The following is a 20,503-nucleotide window of genomic DNA, read 5'->3' on the forward strand; positions in this document are numbered from 1 at the left end:
GGACGGCGGTCGGATGGTCGTGAAGGGTGTCGGCAGGGGCGTTGTCAGGCCACGGTGAGGCCGTCGGTCTGGGTGCCTGTGCGGGTGCCGGCTCGGCCGCCGGTCCGAGCGCCTGCGGACGCTCCCGTACGCGCCGTGTCGAGGGCCTGCCGTATGCCGGTGGCGACGGCCGGGTGGACAGGCAGGGCGAGGTGGCCGATCCCGGTCACCCGGACGTTCTGTACCAACAGGTCGGGATGGTCGACGCAGGCGGTCTCCAGTGGGTCCATGAGGTGGTCGAGGTCGCTCCAGAAGCTGACGAACTGCGTACGGCAGCCCGGCGCCGGCCGGGAGAGTTCCTCGATCAGCGCGGAGCCCGGGCGCATCTGGCGCACGATCGGGTGCGCGTTCGCCAGCGGCGCCACCCGGGTGCCGGAGTGCGGGGTGCCCAGCGTGACGAGTGTCCTGACCCGGCCGTCACCGCCCAGCCGCTGCACGTAGTAGCGGGCGATGAGGCCGCCCAGGCTGTGGCCGACCACGTCGACCTGCGAGCTGCCGGTGCGCTCGCAGATCTCCTCTATGTGCCGGCCGAGCAGCTCGGCGGCTGTCCGGATGTCGCAGGTCAGGGGGGAGTAGTTGAGCGACTCCACCCGGTGCCTGCCGTGCTGGGCGAGGCTGCGGCGCAGCAGGACGAACACGGAACGGTTGTCGATGAACCCGTGCAGCAGGACGACCGGGAGCGGGGCCTTGGTCGGCAGCAGTGCCGGGTCCTCGGCGCCGGCCACCCTGGGCAGCGCGGGGCGGGCCGTGGCGCGGCGCTCCTGGGCGATGCCGGAGGGGTAGAGGAGCAGGTGGCCCGCGAGGATCGCGAGATCCAGGGCGGTCGCCTTGAGGAGGGTCAAGGAGAGTCCGGCCAGTCTGCTCGGCAGGCCGGGGAGGCCGGGGAGTCCTGGGAGGTTCGGCAGGGTCGGGAAGCTTGAGAGGTTCAGGATGCCCGGAAGGGTCCGCATGTCCGGCAGCAGACGCTGGCACAGCGGAAGAAAGGGCTGAAGTGCCCGGGTGACCTTCATGGCCGACCTCCTGTCGGCACGCTGAGGACTTCTCTGTCCCCCGTGTGCCCTCGTGGAAGTCGCGGTGGAGGAGGTCGATCGGGCACGGCAGGGAGTGGGGCGGGTGCGGCCTGGCGTGCGGGGCGTGTACGGCTTGTGTGACACCCGTTGCACCGATGACGTGACAAGGAACCCTGCCGGTCTGGCGACGAGGCTCCCCGCTGTCGTGCCTTACCTGTCCTACGTGCCCATCGTGCCTTCCGATGCGCCGTACCGCCACGCCAGCGGCCTGTGGCGTGACGGTACGGCGACCTCTTTGCGGCTCCCGGTGCGACCGATCCCCCGTGGCGCGGGGGATCGGTGCGCGGTGAAAGTTTCCCTTCGTGTGATTTCCCCCTCGGTCCACACCGTGAAACTGCCGGTTGCGGGATGCTGGGGATAACGTTCGTTCACTTCCCCGGGCGGTCTGGCACGGGGTGTCCGTGCCGTTGAGGATGGACGTAGTCGCTTCATGGAGGCAGTGATGGGTGTGGCAGCCGGTCCGATCCGCGTGGTGGTCGCCAAGCCGGGGCTCGACGGCCACGATCGCGGGGCCAAGGTGATCGCGCGGGCGCTGCGCGACGCCGGCATGGAGGTCATCTACACCGGGCTCCACCAGACGCCCGAGCAGATCGTCGGCACGGCGATCCAGGAGGACGCCGACGCGATCGGTCTGTCCATCCTGTCCGGGGCCCACAACACGCTCTTCGCCGCGGTGATCGAGCTGCTGAAGGAGCGGGACGCGGCGGACATCCTGGTGTTCGGCGGGGGCATCATTCCGGAGGCGGACATCGCGCCGTTGAAGGAGAAGGGCGTCGCGGAGATCTTCACGCCGGGGGCGACCACCGCTTCGATCGTCGACTGGGTTCGGGCGAACGTGCGGCAGCCAGCCGGCGCCTGAGCGGGTTGTTGTGCGGGTGGCACGGGTGGGCGTTCTCCTGGGGGCTGCCGCCCCCTGACCCCCGCTTCGGCCCTGAAGGGGCCTCGTCCTCAAACGCCGGACGGGCTGGTGGATGCCGGCCGGTGCGGTGAAGGCGTCCCCAGTTCCTGCGTCATCACCGCCCGCAGTCGCAGCGTCCTGCCCAGTCGTTGGAATGCCTCCGCCCAGTAGCCGCCGGCGCCCGGGGAGGCGTCTTCCGGTTCGTCCGGTACTGCCAGGAGGGCGTCGAGGCGGGTGGCCTCCCCGGGGTCGAGGCAGCGTTCTGCCAGGCCCATGACGCCGCTGAAGCTCCAGGGGTAACTGCCCGCGTCCCGTGCGATGTTGAGCGCGTCGACGACGGAACGGCCGAGCGGCGTGGCCCACGGCACGGGGCATACGCCGAGCAGTTGGAAGGCCTCCGAGAGTCCGTGGGCGGCGATGAAACCGGCGACCCACTCGGCCCGTTCGGCCACCGGAAGCGTGCCCAGCAGCTTGGCCCGTTCGGCGAGCGAGACCGCGCCCGGCCCGCCCGCGCCGGGCGCCGACGGCACCCCGAGCAGCGCACGCGACCAGTCGGCGTCGCGCTGCCGGACGGCGGCCCGGCACCAGGCCGCGTGCAGTTCGCCCAGCCAGTCGTCGGCCACCGGCAACGCCACGATCTGCTCCGGCGTACGGCCGCCCAGGCGCGCCGGCCAGGTGGCGAGCGGGGCCGCCTCCACGAGTTGGCCGAACCACCAGGACCGCTCACCCCGGCCGGGCGGCGCCTTGGCCGACACGCCGTCGCGTTCCATGGCCGCGTCGCACTCGTGCGGGGCCTCCACGAGGAGCGTCGGTGTGTCCAGGGTGTGGTCGACGGCCACGCACGCGCCGGCCCTGACCGCCATCCGCGCGGCGAGCGCCGAACCCGGCAGCGCCGAGAGCAGCTCCGCGGCGGTGGCCCGCACGTTGCGGCTCCGGTCCGTCAGGGCCTGCTCCAGGAAGGGCTCGTCCCGCGGGCCGAGGCCGGTGCGCAGCGAGTCGAGGAACATCAGCCGGTCCTCGGCACGTTCTGTCGACCAGGACGCGGCCAGCAGTTCGCGGGCCGCGTCGGGGTCGCGGAAGCGGATCGACGCCAGGAGGGCGACCCGCTCGGCGAACAGGCCCTCCCGCCAGAGCGTTTCGGCGCGTTCGGTCTCCGCGGGACCCGGCAGCGAGGTGCCGCCGCCCGGGGTCGCGCGCAGGGCGAACCGCCAGTCGGGGTTCAGCCGGGCCAGCCACAGGGCGCGCGGTCCGGCGAACTCCAGCGCCGCCGGGCGCAGGTCCGTACGCCCGCGTGCCGCGTCGAGCAGCGCGGGGAGGGACTCGGCGGGCGCGGCGAACCCGCGGGCGTTCACCGCCGTCAGCCACTGGGGCAGCAGCTCCATGAGATCCGGTGCCGTGCCTCTGCGGCCGCCCGCGCCGGTGCCGGGGCGGTCGGCCAGCAGGAAGGCGAGCCGACGGGCCGCCGCGACGGGCAGTGCCGGACGGGGGTCCTCGGCGGTCGGCGCCGGCAGGGGGGCCGCCCGGCCCGGGCGCAGACCGGCCCGTCGGCGTACGGTCTCCGCGGCCGCCGCGTCCAACAGCGCGGCCGGCGCGGCCCGGCCGGGGGTCGCGCCCGGGGGCGTACGGCGATCCGTGCCGAGCAGGGCGGTGGTGACCAGGTCCTCCCAGGCGGGCAGCGGGGAGCGGGGTGGGGTCGGGGTGGCGTTCATGAGACTCCCTTCTGTTGCCGTCGTCGTTGTCGTGTCGGCTGTTGTGGCTGTTGTGGCTGACGTCGCTGTTGCGGGGGGTCGTTCAGCACAGGCGTACCGCCTCTCCCGGGCCCGTCGGCCAGGCCGTCAGCGGGGTGAAGCCACGGTGGCCGCACTCGCCGAAGACCCGGACGGGGGCGCCGCCCGAGAGGGCGACCAGGCGCCACAGGCCAGGGCGGGAGACCGCCGCGAGCGTGAGCGGCAGCGCCGTGTCGCCCTCGGCGTCCGCCAGTTGCCAGAAGTCGCCGTCCGGGGTCGGTATGACGTTGTCCAGCGTCACCGGGACGGAGTCCTGCCAGGGGTCGTGGCGCAGGGTTTCGCCGTAGCGGGCGGTCGCCTCGGTCGTCGTCATGCCCGGGGGACGGGTCCCGGTGAGGACGGGTGGGGCGAACTGCTCGCCGAGGGAGACCCGTTGTTGTCCCGCGCCCGGGTGGCCGGACAGCTCGGCGTCCAGGGCGAGGCCGACGGGCAGGGTGAGCTCCGGTGCGCGGCCCGCGGCGCCGTAGGAGAGGAGGAGCGCCGTGCGGCCCGAGGCGGTGCCGTACAGCCAGATGCGGCGGGTCGTCAGTTTCGGGTCCGGCGTGTCGTACTGGGCGAGCACCAGCCAGTGGTCGCGAACCGGCGGACCCGTCGGCGAGGTCGGCAGACCCACGCGGGCGCGGACCGTCGCCGCCAGGGCGTCCGGCAGTCGCTCACGGTGCAGCCAGCCCTGGTCGAGGAGGTGGAGCAGCGCGCACTCCTCCAGCAATCGCACCGGCCAGTCCGGCCCGGACCCCGGGACCGCCCCCAACTCCCGGACACGGGAGGCCAGTCCGGGTGCCTGCGCGTCGACCATGCGGGCCGCCGTCTCCTCCCACAGCGCATACCCCGACTGCTCGGCCGTGGCCAGGCCTGAGCGCAGGAGGTCGGCGAGCCGCTCCTCCAGTTCCGTCGCCCCCGCGGTGATCCGCTCGGCGCGCCGCTCGGCCCGGCGGCGCGCCCCCTCCGGATCGGCGGAGCCGGACCCGGAACCCGTGGCGCCCGCCTCCCGTTTCTCCTGTGCGCGCCTGCGTCCCGCGATCCACTGCTCGGCCCAGTCCGGCGCCCGCTCCGCCGGCGTGGCCCCCTCGCCGCCCGACCAGAGCAGCAGCAGCCCGAGCGCGTGCTTGCAGGGGAACTTACGGCTCGGACAGCTGCACGTGTACGCCGGGCCTGTCCCGTCCGCGGTGTCGACGACCGTCCGGTACGGCGTGCCGCCGCTGCCCTCGCACAAGCCCCATACCGCCCCCTCCCGCGAACTGCCCGTGCCCGACCACGGATCGGCCGTGCCGAGTTTGCTTCCCGCTTTGCGTGACGTGGAGTCAGGCGCCAGTGCCAGCACCTGGTCCGCCGTCCAGCGCACCCCCTGCTGAGTCATGCCATCGAAGGTAGATCCCCCCACTGACAATCGGTCCGGCGAGCGCCCGCCGGGCTGTCCGGCGGCCGCCCTGCGCGGGTGGCCGGAAGGACGTTTTCGCAGGTCGGATCGCATTGTCAGTGGCGTGGTGCACGGTGGACACCAGATGCCGAACCGGCCGAGCTGGAGGGGGCCTCAGCCATGTCCGTGTCCGTAGATCCGACGGCAGATCCAACGTCCGTGGAACCGAGTGGGAACGAGTCGGCGGAAGCATTGCGTCCGCACGCCGAGGACGCCTTCGCCGACGAACTCGCCGCGCTGGCCGCGCAGGACGACCGCCCGCGCCCGGCCCGCTGGAAGCTGTCGCCGTGGGCCGTTGCCACCTATCTCCTCGGCGGTGTCCTCGCCGACGGCACGGTGATCTCGCCGAAGTACGTGGGCCCGCGCCGCATCGTCGAGGTCGCCGTGTCCACCCTCGCCACCGACCGCGCCCTACTGCTGCTCGGCGTCCCGGGCACCGCCAAGACCTGGGTCTCCGAACACCTGGCCGCGGCGGTCAGCGGTGACTCGACGCTGCTGGTGCAGGGCACCGCGGGCACACCGGAGGAGGCGATCCGCTACGGCTGGAACTACGCGCAGCTGCTCGCGCACGGGCCGAGCCGGGACGCGCTGGTGCCCAGCCCCGTCATGCGGGCCATGGCGGAGGGGGCGACGGTGCGGGTGGAGGAGCTGACCCGGATGCCGGCCGACGTGCAGGACACCCTCATCACCATTCTGTCCGAGAAGACACTGCCGATACCGGAGTTGGGGCAGGAGGTGCTGGCGGTCCGCGGGTTCAGTCTCATCGCCACGGCCAACGACCGCGACCGCGGGGTCAACGAACTGTCCAGCGCCCTGCGCCGCCGCTTCAACACGGTCGTGCTGCCGTTGCCCGAGAGCGTCGAGGCCGAGGTGGACATCGTCGCCCGGCGCGTCGACCAGATCGGCCGCTCCCTCGACCTGCCGGCCGCTCCCGACGGTATCGACGAGATCCGCCGGGTGGTGACGGTCTTCCGCGAACTGCGCGCAGGCGTCACCTCCGACGGCCGTACGAAGGTGAAGTCGCCGAGCGGCACGCTGTCCACCGCCGAGGCCATCTCCGTCGTCACCGGAGGTCTCGCACTGGCCGCGCACTTCGGCGACGGCGTGCTGCGGGCGGGGGACGTGGCCGCGGGCATCCTCGGCGCCGTCGTCCGCGATCCGGCGGCCGACCGGGTCGTCTGGCAGGAGTACCTGGAGGCGGTCGTCCGGGAACGGGCCGGCTGGACGGACTTCTACCGGGCCTGCCGGGAGGTGAGCGCGTGAACGGGAGCGACGCAAGCAAGGGGAACGAGGAGATTCGGGCGTGGGCCCGCGGAGCGTGGAGGGTGGCTGTGGACGACGACACGAGGTGGCCCCGCAGGCGTGAGGCCAGGGGATGACGGGCGTCGCGGAGGGCGGCGGCCAGGGCGCGGGGGCGGGCCGGCCGTTGCTGCTCGGGGTGCGTCACCACGGGCCGGGGTCGGCGCGGGCGGTACGGGCGGCGCTGGACGCCGCCCGGCCCCGGACCGTACTGGTCGAGGGGCCGCCCGAGGCCGACGCGCTGATCCCGCTCGCCGCCGACGAGGACATGCGGCCGCCGGTCGCGCTGCTCGCCCACGCCGTCGACGAACCCGGCCGTTCGGCCTTCTGGCCGCTGGCCGAGTTCTCCCCGGAATGGGTCGCCCTCCGGTGGGCCCTGGAGCACGGCGTCCCCGCCCGCTTCATCGACCTCCCGGCCACGCACACACTGGCCTGGGAGAAGGAGGGCCAGAAGGAGGGGCCGCGACCCGAGGGACAGAACGAGGGCGAGAGCGGGGGCGGGAACGGGGGCGGGAACGGGGGCGGGAACGGGGGCACGAGCGGGGAGGACGCGCCCGGCTTCGGGGAGGGGGTGCGGGGAGACCCGCTCGGGCGGCTCGCCGCGGTCGCCGGGTACGACGATCCCGAGCGCTGGTGGGAGGACGTCGTCGAGCACCGGTCGACGGGGGCGAAGGACCCGTTCGCGCCGTTCGCCGCGCTCGAGGAGGCCATGGGGGCACTGCGGGAGGCGGGCGCAACCGAAGCGGGAGGGAACGGCGACGACCGGGAACTCGCGCGGGAGGCGTACATGCGCATCCAAGTGCGGGCGGCGCAAAGGGAGTTCGGATCGGACGGGGTGGCCGTGGTGTGCGGGGCGTGGCATGTGCCCGCGCTGCGCCGGAAGGTCGCCGTCGCCGCCGACCGCGCGTTGCTCAAGGGGCTGCCCAAGGTCAGGGTCGACCTGACCTGGGTGCCGTGGACCCACCGCAGACTGGCCCGCGCCGGGGGGTACGGCGCCGGTATCGACTCGCCGGGCTGGTACGCCCACCTGTTCGGTGCGCCGGACCGGCCGGTCGAGCGCTGGCTGACGAAGGTGGCGGTCCTGCTGCGCGCGGAGGACCGGGTCGTGTCCTCGGCGCATGTCATCGAGGCGGTCCGGCTGGCCGAGACGCTCGCCGCGCTGCGCGGGCGGCCGCTGCCCGGTCTGAGCGAGACGACCGACGCCGTGCGCGCGGTGCTGTGCGAGGGCTCGGACGTTCCGTTGGCGCTGGTCCGCGACCGGCTGGTGGTCGGGGACGTCCTGGGGGAGGTGCCGGCCGGCGCGCCCGCCGTGCCGCTGGAGCGGGACCTCGACCGAGTTCAGCGCCGACTGCGGCTCAAGCCGGAGGCGGACGCACGCGAGTTGGCGCTCGACCTGCGCAAGGAGAACGACGCCGAGCGCAGCAGGCTCCTGCACCGGCTGCGGCTGCTGCGTATCGAGTGGGGCGATCCGGTCGCCTCGCCCGGCAGCACGGGGACGTTCCGGGAGACGTGGCGGCTGCGGTGGGAGCCGGAGCTGTCGGTGCGGACCGCCGAGGCCGGGGTGTGGGGGACGACCGTGCTCGCCGCGGCCACCGCCAAGGCGGAAGCGGACGCCGTCGCCGCGCGGGGCCTCGCCGAGGTGACCGGGCTCGCCGAGCGCTGCCTCCTGGCCGGGTTGCCGGACGCGCTTCCGACGGTGATGCGGGTCCTCGCCGACCGGGCGGCCCTCGACGCGGATGTCGGCCACCTCGCCCAGGCCCTGCCCGCGCTGGTCCGTTCGCTCCGCTACGGCGACGTACGCGGCACCGACACCGGTGCGCTGGCGGAGGTGGCCGCGGGCCTCGCCGAACGGGTCTTCGTCGGCCTCCCCCCGGCCTGCGCCTCGCTGGACGCGGACGCGGCGGACGAGATGCGGCGCCATGTGGACGCGGTGCACGGAGCGGTGGGGATGCTGGAGGAGACGGCGACGGCCCCGGGGCGGACCGGCGCACCGGCCGGGCCGGCGGCGGGGCCGGCGGCCGGGGCAGGGGCCGGGCCGGCAGCCGGGCCGGCGGAGGGGACGCCGGCCGGGGCGGCGGGGGGCCGCGCCGGGGCCGTGGAGACGGGCGGGGGCGGGGAACCGGCGGGTGCCTCCACAGCGGACGGCCGGGGCCTCGGCGGTGAGCTCCGCTCGGGCCACGGCGGTCTGCGGGCGCGCTGGCGGAGGGTGCTGCGGGTGCTCTCCGGGCGGGACACCGTGCCGGGGGTGATCAGAGGGCGGGCCGTGCGGCTGCTCCTGGACGAGGGGGAGTTGGACCAGGACGAGGCGGCGCGGCTCATGGGGCTCGCCCTGTCACCGGGGACACCGCCGGCGGACGCGGCCGCCTGGATCGAGGGCTTCGTCGGGGGCGGCTCCGGGGGCGGACTGCTCCTCCTGCACGACGAACGGCTGCTCGGGCTGGTCGACGGATGGCTCACGGCGGTGCCGGCGGACGCGTTCACGGACGTACTGCCGTTGCTGCGGCGGACGTTCTCGGCGTACGAACCGGGCGTGCGCAGAACGCTCGGCGAGCTGGTCCGGCGCGGCCTGGGGAAACGGGCCGGCGGACCGGGCACGGACTTCGGGACACCCGGGTTCGCGGCAGCGCTCGACGAGGTGCGCGCGGACGCCGTCCTGCCGGTGGTGCGGTTGCTGCTGGGCCTGGGCCTGGGCCTGGGACCGGAACCGGGGCCGGGGCCGGATCCTGGCATGGCCGACGACAACGAGTTTGCGGGGGTGGGTACATGACGACGGCCGACGCGGCGACGACCGAGGCCGGGCAGGAGCGGCTGCGGCGCTGGCGGCTGGTGCTCGGGGGCGACACGGCCGACGGCACCGGCCACGGGCTCTCCGGGCGGGACGCCGAGATGGACGGGGCGCTCGCCGCGCTCTACGGGAAGGAGAGCGGGGCGCGGACGGGGCGGGACCGCTCGGCGGGGCTCGGGGCCTCGGCGCCGTCGGTGGCCCGCTGGCTCGGGGACATCCGCACGTACTTCCCCTCCTCCGTCGTACAGGTCATGCAGCGCGACGCGATCGACCGGCTGGGGCTGTCCGCGCTGCTGCTGGAACCGGAGATGCTGGAGGCGGTGGAGGCCGACGTGCATCTCGTCGGCACGCTGCTCTCGCTGAACAAGGCGATGCCGGAGACGACGAGGGAGACGGCACGGGGCGTGGTCCGCAAGGTCGTCGAGGACCTGGAGAAACGGCTCGCCACCCGCACCCGGGCCGCCCTCACCGGCGCCCTCGACCGCGGCACGCGCGTCCACCGTCCGCGCCATCACGACATCGACTGGAACCGCACGATCGCCGTCAACCTCAAGCACTACCTGCCCGAGTACGGGACGGTCGTGCCGGAGCGGCTCGTCGGGTACGGGCGGGCGTCGCGGTCCGTCAAGAAGGAGGTGATCCTCTGCATCGACCAGTCGGGATCGATGGCGTCGTCGGTGGTGTACGCGTCGGTCTTCGGGGCGGTACTGGCGTCGATGCGGTCGATCAGCACACGGCTCGTCGTCTTCGACACGGCGGTCGCCGATCTCACCGACCTGCTCGACGACCCGGTGGACGTCCTGTTCGGCACCCGGCTCGGCGGCGGCACGGACATCAACCGGGCGCTCGCGTACTGCCAGACGCAGATCACCCGGCCCGCCGAGACGGTGGTGGTGCTCATCAGCGACCTGTACGAGGGAGGTATACGGGACGAGATGCTCAAGCGCGTCGCGGCGATGAAGGCGTCCGGCGTGCAGTTCGTCGCGCTGCTCGCGCTGTCGGACGAGGGGGCGCCCGCCTACGACCGGGAGCACGCGGCGGCGCTCGCGGCGCTGGGCGCACCGGCGTTCGCCTGCACGCCCGATCTGTTCCCGGACGTCATGGCGGCGGCGATCGAGAAGCGTCCGCTGCCCGTGCCGGACACCGCCTGACGCGACGCGGGACGCACATGCAAGGATCGGGGCACGTCGTCGCCGCACGGAGGAACCTCCCCCCTTGACCTGGCCCACCGCCCTGCCTGGTGCCGCTCTGCGCGTCCTGCGCGTCCTGCGTGGCGCGGCCGGGCGGCGTGTGCTGCAACTGGCGCTCCTGGTGGGCGGGTTGTTCGCGCTCGGGTTTCTCTGCGGGGAACAGGCACACGCGGCGGAGGGCCTGTCTGCACCGGCCCTGTCTGCACCGGCCCTGTCTGCACCGGCCCTGTCTGCACCGGCCCTGTCTGCGCCGGCCCTGTCCGCACCGGCCCTGTCCGCACCGGCCGCGGTGACCGACCAGGTCGAGGGACTGACTTCGGTTCCGGCGGTCGGTGATGTCGTGGTGGCGGCCGTGGGCGAGCAGCGTGAGCGGCTCTCGGCGCAGGTGCCGCTGCCCGCCTCGTCGTCGCCGAGACTGCCCATCGTGCCGGCCCTCCCCGAACTGCCCGACCTTCCGGCGCTTCCCGAGCTTGCAGACCTTCCCAAGCTCCCCGACATCACCGGTCTGCCCGACCTCCCGAGTCTTCCCGCCCTCCCTGCCCTCCCTGCCCTCCCTGCCCTCCCTGCCCTCCCTGCCCTTTCCGACCTTCCGGCTCTCCCCAGCCTTCCGGCCCTTCCTGCGGCGGACATGACGGAGGCTGCGGATGCGGCGTCGTACGGCCCGGTGAGTACCGGCGTCGGCGGTTCGGTCGGCGTCATTCACCGCGTCGCGGCGGCCCGCACCGGTCAAGCTCCTGTCAACGCTCCTGCGCATGCTCCCGGGCCCGTGCGCCGTGGGCCCGCCGGTGACCGTGACGGCGTGCTGTGCGGCGGTGCGTCGGTGCTCGACGGCGGTGCGTCCCGGCACGGCGTCACACATGCCGTCACGCCGTGTCACCGGGTACCGCTGCGACTGGTGGCCCTCAGCGCCGTGCGCTCCGAGGCGGCCGGTACCCGGGACAGGCACCGGAACATCCCGGTCTTCCCCGGCTAGGGGCAGTCGCTCCTCCCATCGCTCCTCCCATCGCTCCTCTCCTCGCGCCTGCGCCTTCTCCCTGGCCGACGGCTCTTCCGGCATTCGGGGCTGCGCGTGGATCGCGCGGGAAAACCACGTACTACGGCAGCGCGTCACGCGTCTGACCGGTTGACTCCGTGAGGTGGCAGGCCCCCGGACGGCCGAAAGCCACCGGCTTGTCCGACCAAAACCTCACGGATGGGGTCGAGTGGTCCTCATTGGGGTGAGGACCGACCGCCCTGTGCCCTCAAGGGGCTGCTCAAGGGGCCTCACCGGGTCAACCCCAACCCGGTGAGGCCCTTCCCGTCTCCTCCTGATCTCCTCACATCCGGCACCGGGTGCCAGTGATCCCGGCATCATGTGACAGGTATCACCGCTCAGGTGTGACCCTCGATTTAGGGGCCTCCTGCAAGCAGGGATAACCTGCGAGACGGACATGCCGCGCGCTCGGACACCGTGTGCGCCTCCCTTGTGACTGACAGACGGCGGACGTCACGTTGCCCTCGCGGCACGCCCACGCAGACAACGAACCGCGAGATCACTGATAGGGACGGAAGCGCGTGGACCTGTTCGAGTACCAGGCGAGGGACCTCTTCGCCAAGCACGATGTACCGGTGCTGGCCGGTGAAGTCATCGACACGCCTGAGGCGGCCCGCGCAGCCACCGAGCGTCTCGGTGGCAAGTCCGTCGTCAAGGCCCAGGTGAAGGTCGGCGGGCGTGGCAAGGCCGGCGGCGTGAAGCTGGCCGCGACCGCCGACGAGGCGGTCGAGCACGCGACCAACATCCTCGGCATGGACATCAAGGGCCACACGGTCCACAAGGTGATGATCGCCGAGACGGCCCCGGAGATCCTGGAGGAGTACTACGTCTCCTTCCTCCTCGACCGTGCCAACCGCACCTTCCTCTCCATCGCGTCCGTCGAGGGCGGCATGGAGATCGAGGAGGTGGCGGAGACCCGCCCCGAGGCCGTCGCCAAGACGCCGATCGACGCCAACGTGGGTGTGACCCCCGAGGTCGCGCGCCAGATCGTCGAGGCCGCGAACTTCCCGGCCGAGGTCGCCGACAAGGTCGCCAATGTCCTCGTGACGCTGTGGAAGACCTTCATCGAGGAGGACGCCCTCCTCGTCGAGGTCAACCCGCTGGCGAAGGTCGCCTCCGGCGACGTCATCGCCCTCGACGGCAAGGTCTCGCTGGACGAGAACGCCGAGTTCCGTCAGCCGGGACACGAGGAGTTCGTCGACCACGCGTCGGCCAACCCGCTCGAGGCCGCCGCGAAGGCGAAGAACCTCAACTACGTCAAGCTCGACGGCGAGGTCGGCATCATCGGCAACGGCGCGGGTCTCGTCATGAGCACCCTGGACGTCGTCGCGTACGCCGGTGAGGCGCACGGTGGGGTCAAGCCCGCCAACTTCCTCGACATCGGTGGTGGCGCCTCCGCCGCCGTCATGGCGAACGGCCTGGAGATCATCCTCGGCGACCCGGACGTCAAGTCCGTCTTCGTCAACGTCTTCGGTGGCATCACCGCCTGTGACGAGGTCGCCAACGGCATCGTCCAGGCGCTCCAGCTGCTCGCGGACAAGGGTGAGGAAGTCACCAAGCCGCTGGTCGTCCGTCTCGACGGCAACAACGCCGAGCTGGGTCGCAAGATCCTCTCCGACGCCAACCACCCGCTGGTCCAGCGTGTGGACACCATGGACGGCGCGGCCGACAAGGCCGCCGAGCTCGCGGCTGCGAAGTAAGGGAAGAGGGACAGAACAGCCATGGCTATCTTCCTGAACAAGGACAGCAAGGTCATCGTCCAGGGCATGACCGGTGCCACGGGCATGAAGCACACCAAGCTCATGCTGGCGGACGGCACCAACATCGTCGGTGGCGTGAACCCCCGTAAGGCGGGCACGTCCGTCGACATCGACGGCACCGAGATCCCGGTCTTCGGCACGGTCGCCGAGGCGATCGAGAAGACGGGCGCCAACGTGTCCGTCCTCTTCGTGCCGCCGGCCTTCGCGAAGGCCGCCGTCGTCGAGGCGATCGACGCGGAGATCCCGCTGGCCGTCGTCATCACCGAGGGCATCGCCGTCCACGACTCGGCCGCGTTCTACGCGTACGCCGTGTCGCAGGGCAACAAGACCCGGATCATCGGCCCGAACTGCCCCGGTCTCATCACCCCGGGCCAGTCGAACGCCGGCATCATCCCGGGCGACATCACGAAGCCGGGCCGCATCGGTCTGGTCTCGAAGTCCGGCACGCTGACCTACCAGATGATGTACGAGCTGCGTGACATCGGCTTCTCGTCCGCCGTCGGCATCGGTGGCGACCCGATCATCGGTACGACGCACATCGACGCGCTCGCCGCGTTCGAGGCCGACCCCGACACCGACCTGATCGTCATGATCGGTGAGATCGGCGGCGACGCCGAGGAGCGGGCAGCGGCCTTCATCAAGGACAACGTGAAGAAGCCGGTCGTCGGCTACGTCGCGGGCTTCACGGCGCCCGAGGGCAAGACCATGGGCCACGCCGGCGCCATCGTCTCCGGCTCCTCCGGCACCGCCCAGGCGAAGCAGGAGGCCCTCGAGGCCGCCGGCGTCAAGGTCGGCAAGACGCCGACCGAGACGGCGAAGCTGGCCCGCGAGATCCTCGCGGCCGGCTGAGTTCCAGGCTGAGTGCCGGTGGGCCCGTTCCCCTTGGGGGAGCGGGCCCACCGGCGTTTCCCGGCCGCGCGGGGGCCGGTCCTGGCCGGGTTCACTCGGGCAGCGGGATCAGCCGTTGCGGGCCGTGCTGGATCTCGGACCTCAGCTTGGCGCGCAGGTCCAGTTCCGCGTCCGAGAGCGTGCCGGGGGCCGACCGCGGGGGGACGCCCTGCACCGTCTCGCCGGGGGGTACCGCGGGCTCGTACCGGGCGGGGGCCGTACGTACGGTCAGTGCGGTCGCGCTGATGATCGCGACCGTGAACGCGATCGCCGCCCTGGTCCAGAAGCGGGCTCGCTGTTCGCTGCCCGCCCGCACGGTGGTCGGCTCTGCCGCGCGCAGCCGTTCGGCGGACGCCACCTCCGCCAGCCGCCGGTGCAGTGCGGCGGGGCTCGCCAGCTCGGGCAGCCGCGCGGCCACCGCCTCACGGGCGTGCAGCAGCCGGTTCGCCGCCGCGGGGGTGCTCGCCTCCGTCTCCGCCGCCGTCTCCGGGAGGTCGAGGCCGACACCGTCGTAGAGGAGAAGCGTGCGGCGGTAGGGCGCGGGGAGGGTCAGCAGGACGTCCAGCAGCACGCCGTCGGCGGCGTCGGCCGGAGGCGGCTCCGGGTGGCGGTAGCGGGGGCGGAACCGGTGCCAGGGGGAGAGCGCGTGTTCGTACGCCGTCGCCCGCACCCAGCCCGCCGGGTCGCGGTCCACGGCCACCTCGGGCCAGCGCTGCCAAGCCAGTTGGAACGCCCGCTCCACCGATTCGCGAGCGAGTTCGCGGCGGCCGGAGAGCAGGTATGCCTGCCGTACGAGGGCGGGGGCGCAGAAGGCGTAGAGGGCGTCGAAGGCCTGAGCGGGCGTCAGGGGGGCGGGCTCGGTCTCGGGGGACGGGACGGAGACCGCGACCGGGGTGGGGGTGGGGGTGGGTGCCGATACCGCTCGGAGGGGGTCCGGCTTCCTGTTCAGGCACGCCGTCACCTGGGGTGGGGGCGCTGCTTCCTGGGTGTTCGTCACCATGTCCGCCTTGGTCAGCGATGCCAGCAGTGTCGCGTACGCCTCCCGCCTGCGGCCGCGCGGTGTCGTGCGCCCGGACTCCCACGCGCACACCGTCTCCCGGGCGACGCCCACCCGCTCGGCGACCTGAGCCTGCGTCAGCGAGGCCGCCTCACGCAGGTGTCGGCGCAGCTCGGGAGGGGGGAGTGGGGCAGGGCTCTGTGTCACAGGGGAACCCTTCGCACGGAAATGTACATAAACGTATATTGAGCGACACAACGGAACTTCGCCTGTTACGACGGGAAAGCGCGTGTCGTTGGGAGCATGACGGGCGTGACCCAGATGACCGCTCGCCGACTGTCGTTGTCGCCCCTGCTCAGCCGGATGCGTGACCGATCTTCCGGGCTGGCCGCCGGCCTCCTGAGTGGTGCGCTCGCGGCCGGGCTCGGACTCGGTTCGTTCGTCGTGCTCGTGATGGTGCTGTGGATCAGCTCGCCGTACCCCGACAGCGGGCCGGACGGCGCGCTGCATGTCGCCGCCGCGCTGTGGCTGCTGGCCCATGGCGCGGAACTGGTGCGCGTCGACACGCTGTCCGGGGTCCCGGCGCCGGTCGGTGTCACCCCGCTGCTGCTGCTCGTACTGCCGGTGTGGCTGGTGCGGCGCGCCGCGCGGGACGCGGTGGACGGGGGCGGCGGTGACGACGAGGGCGCGGTGCTCGTGAGTGCCCGGACGGCCTGGGCGGGCGTCGTGCTCGGCTACCTCGCCGTCGGGACGGGCGTCGCCTGCTACGCCGCCACCGGTGGCGCGCTGCGGCCCTCGTGGGCGTGGACGGTGGTGTGCGTGCCGGCGGTCGCCGTGCTGGCCGCCGGGGCGGGCGTGTGGTCGGCCTACGGCTGTCCCCGCGGGCCTGTCGACAGCGCGCTGCTGGTGCTGCCCCGCGGGGTGCGGCGGCTGCTGCTCGGGGCGGACGGGCGGGAGCGGCTCGGGGTCGCCGGGCGGGCGGCGGGGGCCGGGGCGGCGGTGCTCTTCGGGGGTGGGGCGGCGCTGGTGGCGGTGTCCTCGGTGTGGCACCTCGGCGCGGCCCGTGAGGCGTTTCTCCAGCTGACGGAGGGCTGGTCGGGGCGGTTCGCGGTGCTGTTGCTGTGTGTGGCGCTGGTTCCGAACGCGGCGGTGTGGGGAGCGGCGTACGCCCTCGGGCCGGGGTACGTCCTCGGCGCCGGACATGTGGTGGCGCCGTTGTCCTCCGACCCGGCGCCGATGATGCCGCCGTTTCCGCTGCTGGCGGCGGTGCCGGAGGCGGGGGGCGGGACGCCGTGGAACTGGGCGGCGGGGGTGGTGCCGGTGGTCGCCGGAGTGACGGTGGGGGTGTTCGTGGCGCGGGGGGCAGGGGCCGGGGGCGTGTCCGGGGGTGCCTGGTCGCGCGGGCGGACCGCGGGGGGTGTGGTGCTGGCGGGGGTGTTGTGCGGGGTGCTGATGGGAGGGCTTGCGGGGTTGTCCGGCGGCCCGCTGGGGGTGTCCGCGTTGGCTCGGTTCGGGCCGGTGTGGTGGCAGGTGGGGGGCGCGGTGGTGTTGTGGATCGTGGGGGTGGGGGTGCCGGTGGCTCTGGTGGTGCGGGCGTGGCGGTGCTGGGGGCCCAGGGCGGGGAAGGCGGGCGCTGCCGTCGGCTCGGTGGTGGGGTCCGAGCTGTATGACTTCTCGCCGGTGGGGCACGTCGACGCCGTGGCGCGGGCCGAATTCGTCGCGGCGGTACCGCCAGTACCGCCGGCGCCATCGGTACCGCCGGTGCCTTCTGTGCCGCCCCTGGCGCCGCCGGTGGAGCTGGTCGAGCCTTTCGACTCGGTGGGCCACCCGATGGAGCTCCTGGACTTCCTGGATCCCATCGACACCTTGGACCACGTGGAGCCGGTGTGGCATGCGGATGTGACTCTGGAGGATCGTTGGACGGTCTTGCGGGAGATGCGGGAGATGAGGGAGGACGAGGGGGCGGAAGGTTCGGAGGGGAGTGAGGGGGGCGGGGCGGGTCGGTGACCGTCGAAGGGATCACGCCCCGGCCGCCCCTACCCGAAAGCTCAGGCGTTGGCGCCCAGGATGTTTTTCAGTTCCTTGGGGAGCAGGTCGTCGCACGACTGTTTGGCCTCGTTGGTGAGGGCGTCGTTCGTGCAGGTGTAGTAGTCGCTGTAGACCAGCTGCGCGGTGAAGCTCGCGGCGACCAGGGCCAGGGCCAGGGATGCGGTGACCAGGCCGCTGACGGCGGCGGTCTTCTGGGGGCGGCCGGTGGGCTCCGGGGCGGGCGGGGCGTCGGGGTCGGGGGTGCGGGGCTTGGCGCGCAGGGCGCTGATTCCCCAGTTCAGGGCCAGCGCGCCGAGCAGCAGGGCCACGTACGGCCAGCCGAAGAGCGCGAAGAAGAAGGCCCACATGCCGCAGAGCAGCGCGTAGCGCGCGTGGCGCTGGGCGGGGTCGGTGGGATCCCAGCGCTTGGCGGGGTCGGTGCCGGGGCCGCCGCCCTCGGGGGTGCCGCCGGGGCGCTCGCCGAAGCCGCCGGGGGAGCGGCCGGGCTGCTGGTCGCTCCACTGGCCGCCCCACGGTGTGCGCCCGCCCTCGGGGGCGCCGCCCGCCGGGCGTCGGGGCTGCCAGGGCCGGTCCGGGGAGCCCTCGGGGGGCGGGGCGAAGGGATTGTCGTCCTCGGGGGGCGTGTTGTCGCCCGAGTTGTCGCCCGAGGGGGCGTCGGGGGGAGAGGTTGGGCGCTCTCGCAGCAGCACGGCGCCGCGCTCCCCTCCCTGCCGTGACTGCGGGGGGAGCGTGAGGAGTCGCAGACTGCGGTCCGGCATCAAGTGGGCGTCTTCCCCTAGTGATCGGCTAGTGATCGGCTTTGGCTGGTAATGAACGGTTTTGGGCTGGTACTGCCTAGCTGGGCCGTCACTTGCAGAACGCACCGCATGGCCACCGCGTTCCCGAGCCCGCTCGCCCCAGACGCTACCTTCCGGCCACGCCCCCGTCCCGTGGGGGCCGTCCGGTGTGCCGGTATCGTTGCTGACGGTCGGCCGCTTCGTAGACTTCCCCGTATCCCGGGGCGCGAAGCATTCGTACGAATGTATAAACCGGCCGTGCAAACGCTTCCCCGAGAAAGGGCCCCCACCGTGGCCGCCAAGCCCGTGGCCAAGCGCCTCGTCGTGCTGGTCTCCGGATCCGGTACGAACCTCCAGGCTCTCCTCGACGCCATCGCGGCCACCGGCGTCGATGCCTACGGCGCCGAGATCGTCGCCGTCGGAGCCGACCGGGAGGGCGTCGAGGGGCTCGCCCGGGCCGAGCGCGCCGGAATTCCCACCTTCGTGCGGAAGGTCAAGGACTTCGGGAGCCGCGAGGAGTGGGACGCCGCGCTCGCCGAGGCGGTGACCGCCCACGAGCCGGACCTCGTCGTCTCCGCCGGGTTCATGAAGATCGTGGGGAAGGAATTCCTGGCGCGGTTCGGGGGGCGGTTCGTCAATACGCACCCGGCCCTGCTGCCCAGCTTTCCCGGGGCCCACGGCGTGCGGGACGCGCTCGCGTACGGCGCCCGGGTCACCGGCTGCACCGTCCACTTCGTCGACGACGGCGTCGACACCGGACCGATCATCGCCCAGGGCGTGGTCGAGATCCGGGACGAGGACGACGAGAGCGCTCTGCACGAGCGCATCAAGGAAGTCGAGCGAAGGCTGCTCGTCGAGGTCGTGGGGCGGCTCGCCCGCAACGGCTATCGCATTGAGGGACGAAAGGTAGTTATCCAGTGACCGCCGACAGCACTGTCACGGCAGAGAGCAGCAAGCGGGGCATCCGTCGCGCGCTCGTCAGCGTCTACGACAAGACCGGGCTCGAGGAGCTGGCCCGCGGGCTGCACGAGGCCGGTGTCGAGCTCGTCTCCACCGGCTCCACCGCCTCCCGTATCGCCGCCGCCGGCGTCCCCGTCACCAAGGTCGAGGAGCTCACCGGCTTCCCCGAGTGCCTGGACGGCCGGGTCAAGACCCTGCACCCCAAGGTCCACGCCGGCATCCTCGCCGACCTGCGACTCGACAGCCACCGGCAGCAGCTGGACGAGCTGGGCGTCGCGCCGTTCGACCTCGTCGTCGTCAACCTCTACCCCTTCCGGGAGACCGTCGCCTCGGGCGCCTCCGAGGACGAGTGCGTCGAGCAGATCGACATCGGCGGGCCGTCCATGGTGCGCGCCGCCGCGAAGAACCACCCGTCGGTGGCCGTGGTCACCAGCCCGGCGCGGTACGCCGACGTCCTCGCGGCCGTGCAGGCCGGCGGCTTCGACCTGGCCGCCCGCAAGCGGCTCGCCGCCGAGGCCTTCCAGCACACCGCCGCCTACGACGTGGCCGTGGCCTCCTGGTTCGCGTCCAGCTACGCGCCCGTGGACGAGTCGCGGTTCCCCGACTTCCTCGGCGCCACCTGGGAGCGCAAGAGCACCCTGCGCTACGGCGAGAACCCGCACCAGCCCGCCGCGCTCTACGTGGACGGCAGCGGTGGCGGTCTCGCCGAGGCCGAGCAGCTGCACGGCAAGGAGATGTCGTACAACAACTACACGGACACGGACGCCGCGCACCGTGCCGCGTACGACCACACCGAGCCGGCCGTCGCGATCATCAAGCACGCCAACCCGTGCGGGATCGCCTTCGGCGCGGACGTGGCCGAGGCGCACCGCAAGGCGCACGCCTGTGACCCGCTGTCGGCGTTCGGCGGTGTGATCGCCGTGAACCGGCCGGTCAGCAAGGAGATGGCGGAGCAGGTCGCCGAGATCTTCACCGAGGTCATCGTCGCGCCCGACTACGAGGAGGGGGCGCTCGAGGCCCTCACCAAGAAGAAGAACATCCGGGTGCTCAGGGCGCCGCAGGGCCCCGCGGGCGTAGTCGAGCTCAAGCCCGTCGGCGGCGGCGCGCTGCTCCAGGTCACCGACCGGCTCCAGGCCGACGGCGACGACCCGGCGAACTGGACCCTGGCGACCGGCGAGGCGCTCGGCGCGTCCGAGCTCGCCGAGCTGGCGTTCGCCTGGCGGGCCTGTCGGGCCGTCAAGTCCAACGCCATCCTGCTCGCCAAGGACGGCGCCTCGGTCGGCGTCGGCATGGGGCAGGTCAACCGGGTCGACTCGGCGAAGCTGGCCGTCGAGCGGGCCGGTGAGGAGCGGGCGCGCGGTTCGTACGCCGCCTCCGACGCCTTCTTCCCCTTCCCGGACGGGCTGGAGGTTTTGGTCGAGGCGGGCGTCAAGGCCGTGGTGCAGCCCGGCGGTTCGGTCCGTGACGAGCTGGTCGTCGAGGCCGCGAAGAAGGCGGGCGTGACGATGTACTTCACGGGGACGCGTCACTTCTTCCACTGATCTTCCCTGATCAA

Annotated in this window: 15 protein-coding genes; 10 read left to right on the forward strand and 5 right to left on the reverse strand. The window is 73.0% G+C overall.

From position 1 onward, the window contains the following. Positions 1–44: 44 nt before the first annotated feature. Entirely contained in the window at positions 45–1,049 is a 1,005-nt protein-coding gene (locus tag G9272_RS27475; protein WP_171399000.1) for an esterase/lipase family protein, read from the reverse strand. Between the two features lie 502 nt (positions 1,050–1,551). Here G9272_RS27475 and G9272_RS27480 point away from each other — a divergent pair. Further along, entirely contained in the window at positions 1,552–1,968 is a 417-nt protein-coding gene (locus G9272_RS27480) for a cobalamin B12-binding domain-containing protein (protein ID WP_020132112.1), read from the forward strand. Positions 1,969–2,057: 89 nt separating this feature from the next. Here G9272_RS27480 and G9272_RS27485 read toward each other — a convergent pair whose 3' ends face one another. Together G9272_RS27485 and G9272_RS27490 are read right to left on the reverse strand one after the other, a co-directional pair. After that, entirely contained in the window at positions 2,058–3,716 is a 1,659-nt protein-coding gene (locus tag G9272_RS27485) for a DUF5691 domain-containing protein (protein ID WP_171399001.1), read from the reverse strand. 82 nt (positions 3,717–3,798) lie between these two features. Beyond that, the gene (locus tag G9272_RS27490) at positions 3,799–5,151 is read right to left on the reverse strand and encodes an SWIM zinc finger family protein (RefSeq protein WP_171399002.1); all 1,353 of its coding nucleotides are present in this window, start codon (positions 5,149–5,151) and stop codon (positions 3,799–3,801) included. A 180-nt stretch (positions 5,152–5,331) separates the two neighbouring features. Between G9272_RS27490 and G9272_RS27495 the strand changes: the two genes are divergently transcribed. The 6 genes from G9272_RS27495 to sucD all read left to right on the forward strand — a co-directional run bounded on the left by G9272_RS27495 (position 5,332) and on the right by sucD (position 14,127). After that, entirely contained in the window at positions 5,332–6,474 is a 1,143-nt protein-coding gene (locus tag G9272_RS27495) for an ATP-binding protein (protein ID WP_171399003.1), read from the forward strand. Between the two features lie 112 nt (positions 6,475–6,586). Beyond that, positions 6,587–9,277 (forward strand): DUF5682 family protein, encoded by a 2,691-nt coding sequence (locus G9272_RS27500; RefSeq protein ID WP_171399004.1) that lies wholly within the window; start codon positions 6,587–6,589, stop codon positions 9,275–9,277. Continuing rightward, positions 9,274–10,446: a VWA domain-containing protein gene (locus tag G9272_RS27505; protein WP_171399005.1), complete on the forward strand. Its 1,173-nt coding sequence runs from the start codon at positions 9,274–9,276 to the stop codon at positions 10,444–10,446. Before G9272_RS27500 ends, G9272_RS27505 begins: the two co-directional genes overlap by 4 nt. Before the next feature lie 64 nt (positions 10,447–10,510). Beyond that, complete coding sequence (locus G9272_RS27510) at positions 10,511–11,458, forward strand: hypothetical protein (protein WP_171399006.1); 948 nt, start codon at positions 10,511–10,513, stop codon at positions 11,456–11,458. Positions 11,459–12,039: 581 nt separating this feature from the next. After that, positions 12,040–13,218: an ADP-forming succinate--CoA ligase subunit beta gene (gene sucC, locus G9272_RS27515; RefSeq protein WP_054242417.1), complete on the forward strand. Its 1,179-nt coding sequence runs from the start codon at positions 12,040–12,042 to the stop codon at positions 13,216–13,218. Positions 13,219–13,239: 21 nt separating this feature from the next. Then, positions 13,240–14,127, forward strand: coding sequence for a succinate--CoA ligase subunit alpha (gene sucD, locus G9272_RS27520; protein ID WP_020131111.1), 888 nt, complete (start codon positions 13,240–13,242; stop codon positions 14,125–14,127). A 91-nt stretch (positions 14,128–14,218) separates the two neighbouring features. Here the strand turns inward: sucD and G9272_RS27525 are convergent, their stop codons facing one another. After that, positions 14,219–15,370 carry a helix-turn-helix domain-containing protein gene (locus G9272_RS27525; RefSeq protein ID WP_171399007.1) on the reverse strand — a complete coding sequence of 384 codons (1,152 nt, stop codon included), beginning with the start codon at positions 15,368–15,370 and terminating at the stop codon, positions 14,219–14,221. Between the two features lie 96 nt (positions 15,371–15,466). Between G9272_RS27525 and G9272_RS27530 the strand changes: the two genes are divergently transcribed. Beyond that, a complete protein-coding gene (locus G9272_RS27530; RefSeq protein ID WP_253267961.1) occupies positions 15,467–17,170 on the forward strand; it encodes a cell division protein PerM in 1,704 nt (567 codons plus the stop codon). A gap of 41 nt (positions 17,171–17,211) precedes the next feature. Here the strand turns inward: G9272_RS27530 and G9272_RS27535 are convergent, their stop codons facing one another. Beyond that, positions 17,212–17,970: a hypothetical protein gene (locus G9272_RS27535; RefSeq protein ID WP_171399008.1), complete on the reverse strand. Its 759-nt coding sequence runs from the start codon at positions 17,968–17,970 to the stop codon at positions 17,212–17,214. Between the two features lie 309 nt (positions 17,971–18,279). On the opposite strand from G9272_RS27535, the gene purN reads away from it, so the two are divergent. Further along, positions 18,280–18,909 (forward strand): phosphoribosylglycinamide formyltransferase, encoded by a 630-nt coding sequence (gene purN, locus G9272_RS27540; protein WP_171399009.1) that lies wholly within the window; start codon positions 18,280–18,282, stop codon positions 18,907–18,909. Then, the gene (gene purH, locus G9272_RS27545) at positions 18,906–20,489 is read left to right on the forward strand and encodes a bifunctional phosphoribosylaminoimidazolecarboxamide formyltransferase/IMP cyclohydrolase (RefSeq protein WP_171399010.1); all 1,584 of its coding nucleotides are present in this window, start codon (positions 18,906–18,908) and stop codon (positions 20,487–20,489) included. Before purN ends, purH begins: the two co-directional genes overlap by 4 nt. Positions 20,490–20,503: the final 14 nt, after the last annotated feature.

This window comes from Streptomyces asoensis (genome assembly GCF_013085465.1).
Lineage (GTDB): Bacteria > Actinomycetota > Actinomycetes > Streptomycetales > Streptomycetaceae > Streptomyces > Streptomyces cacaoi_A.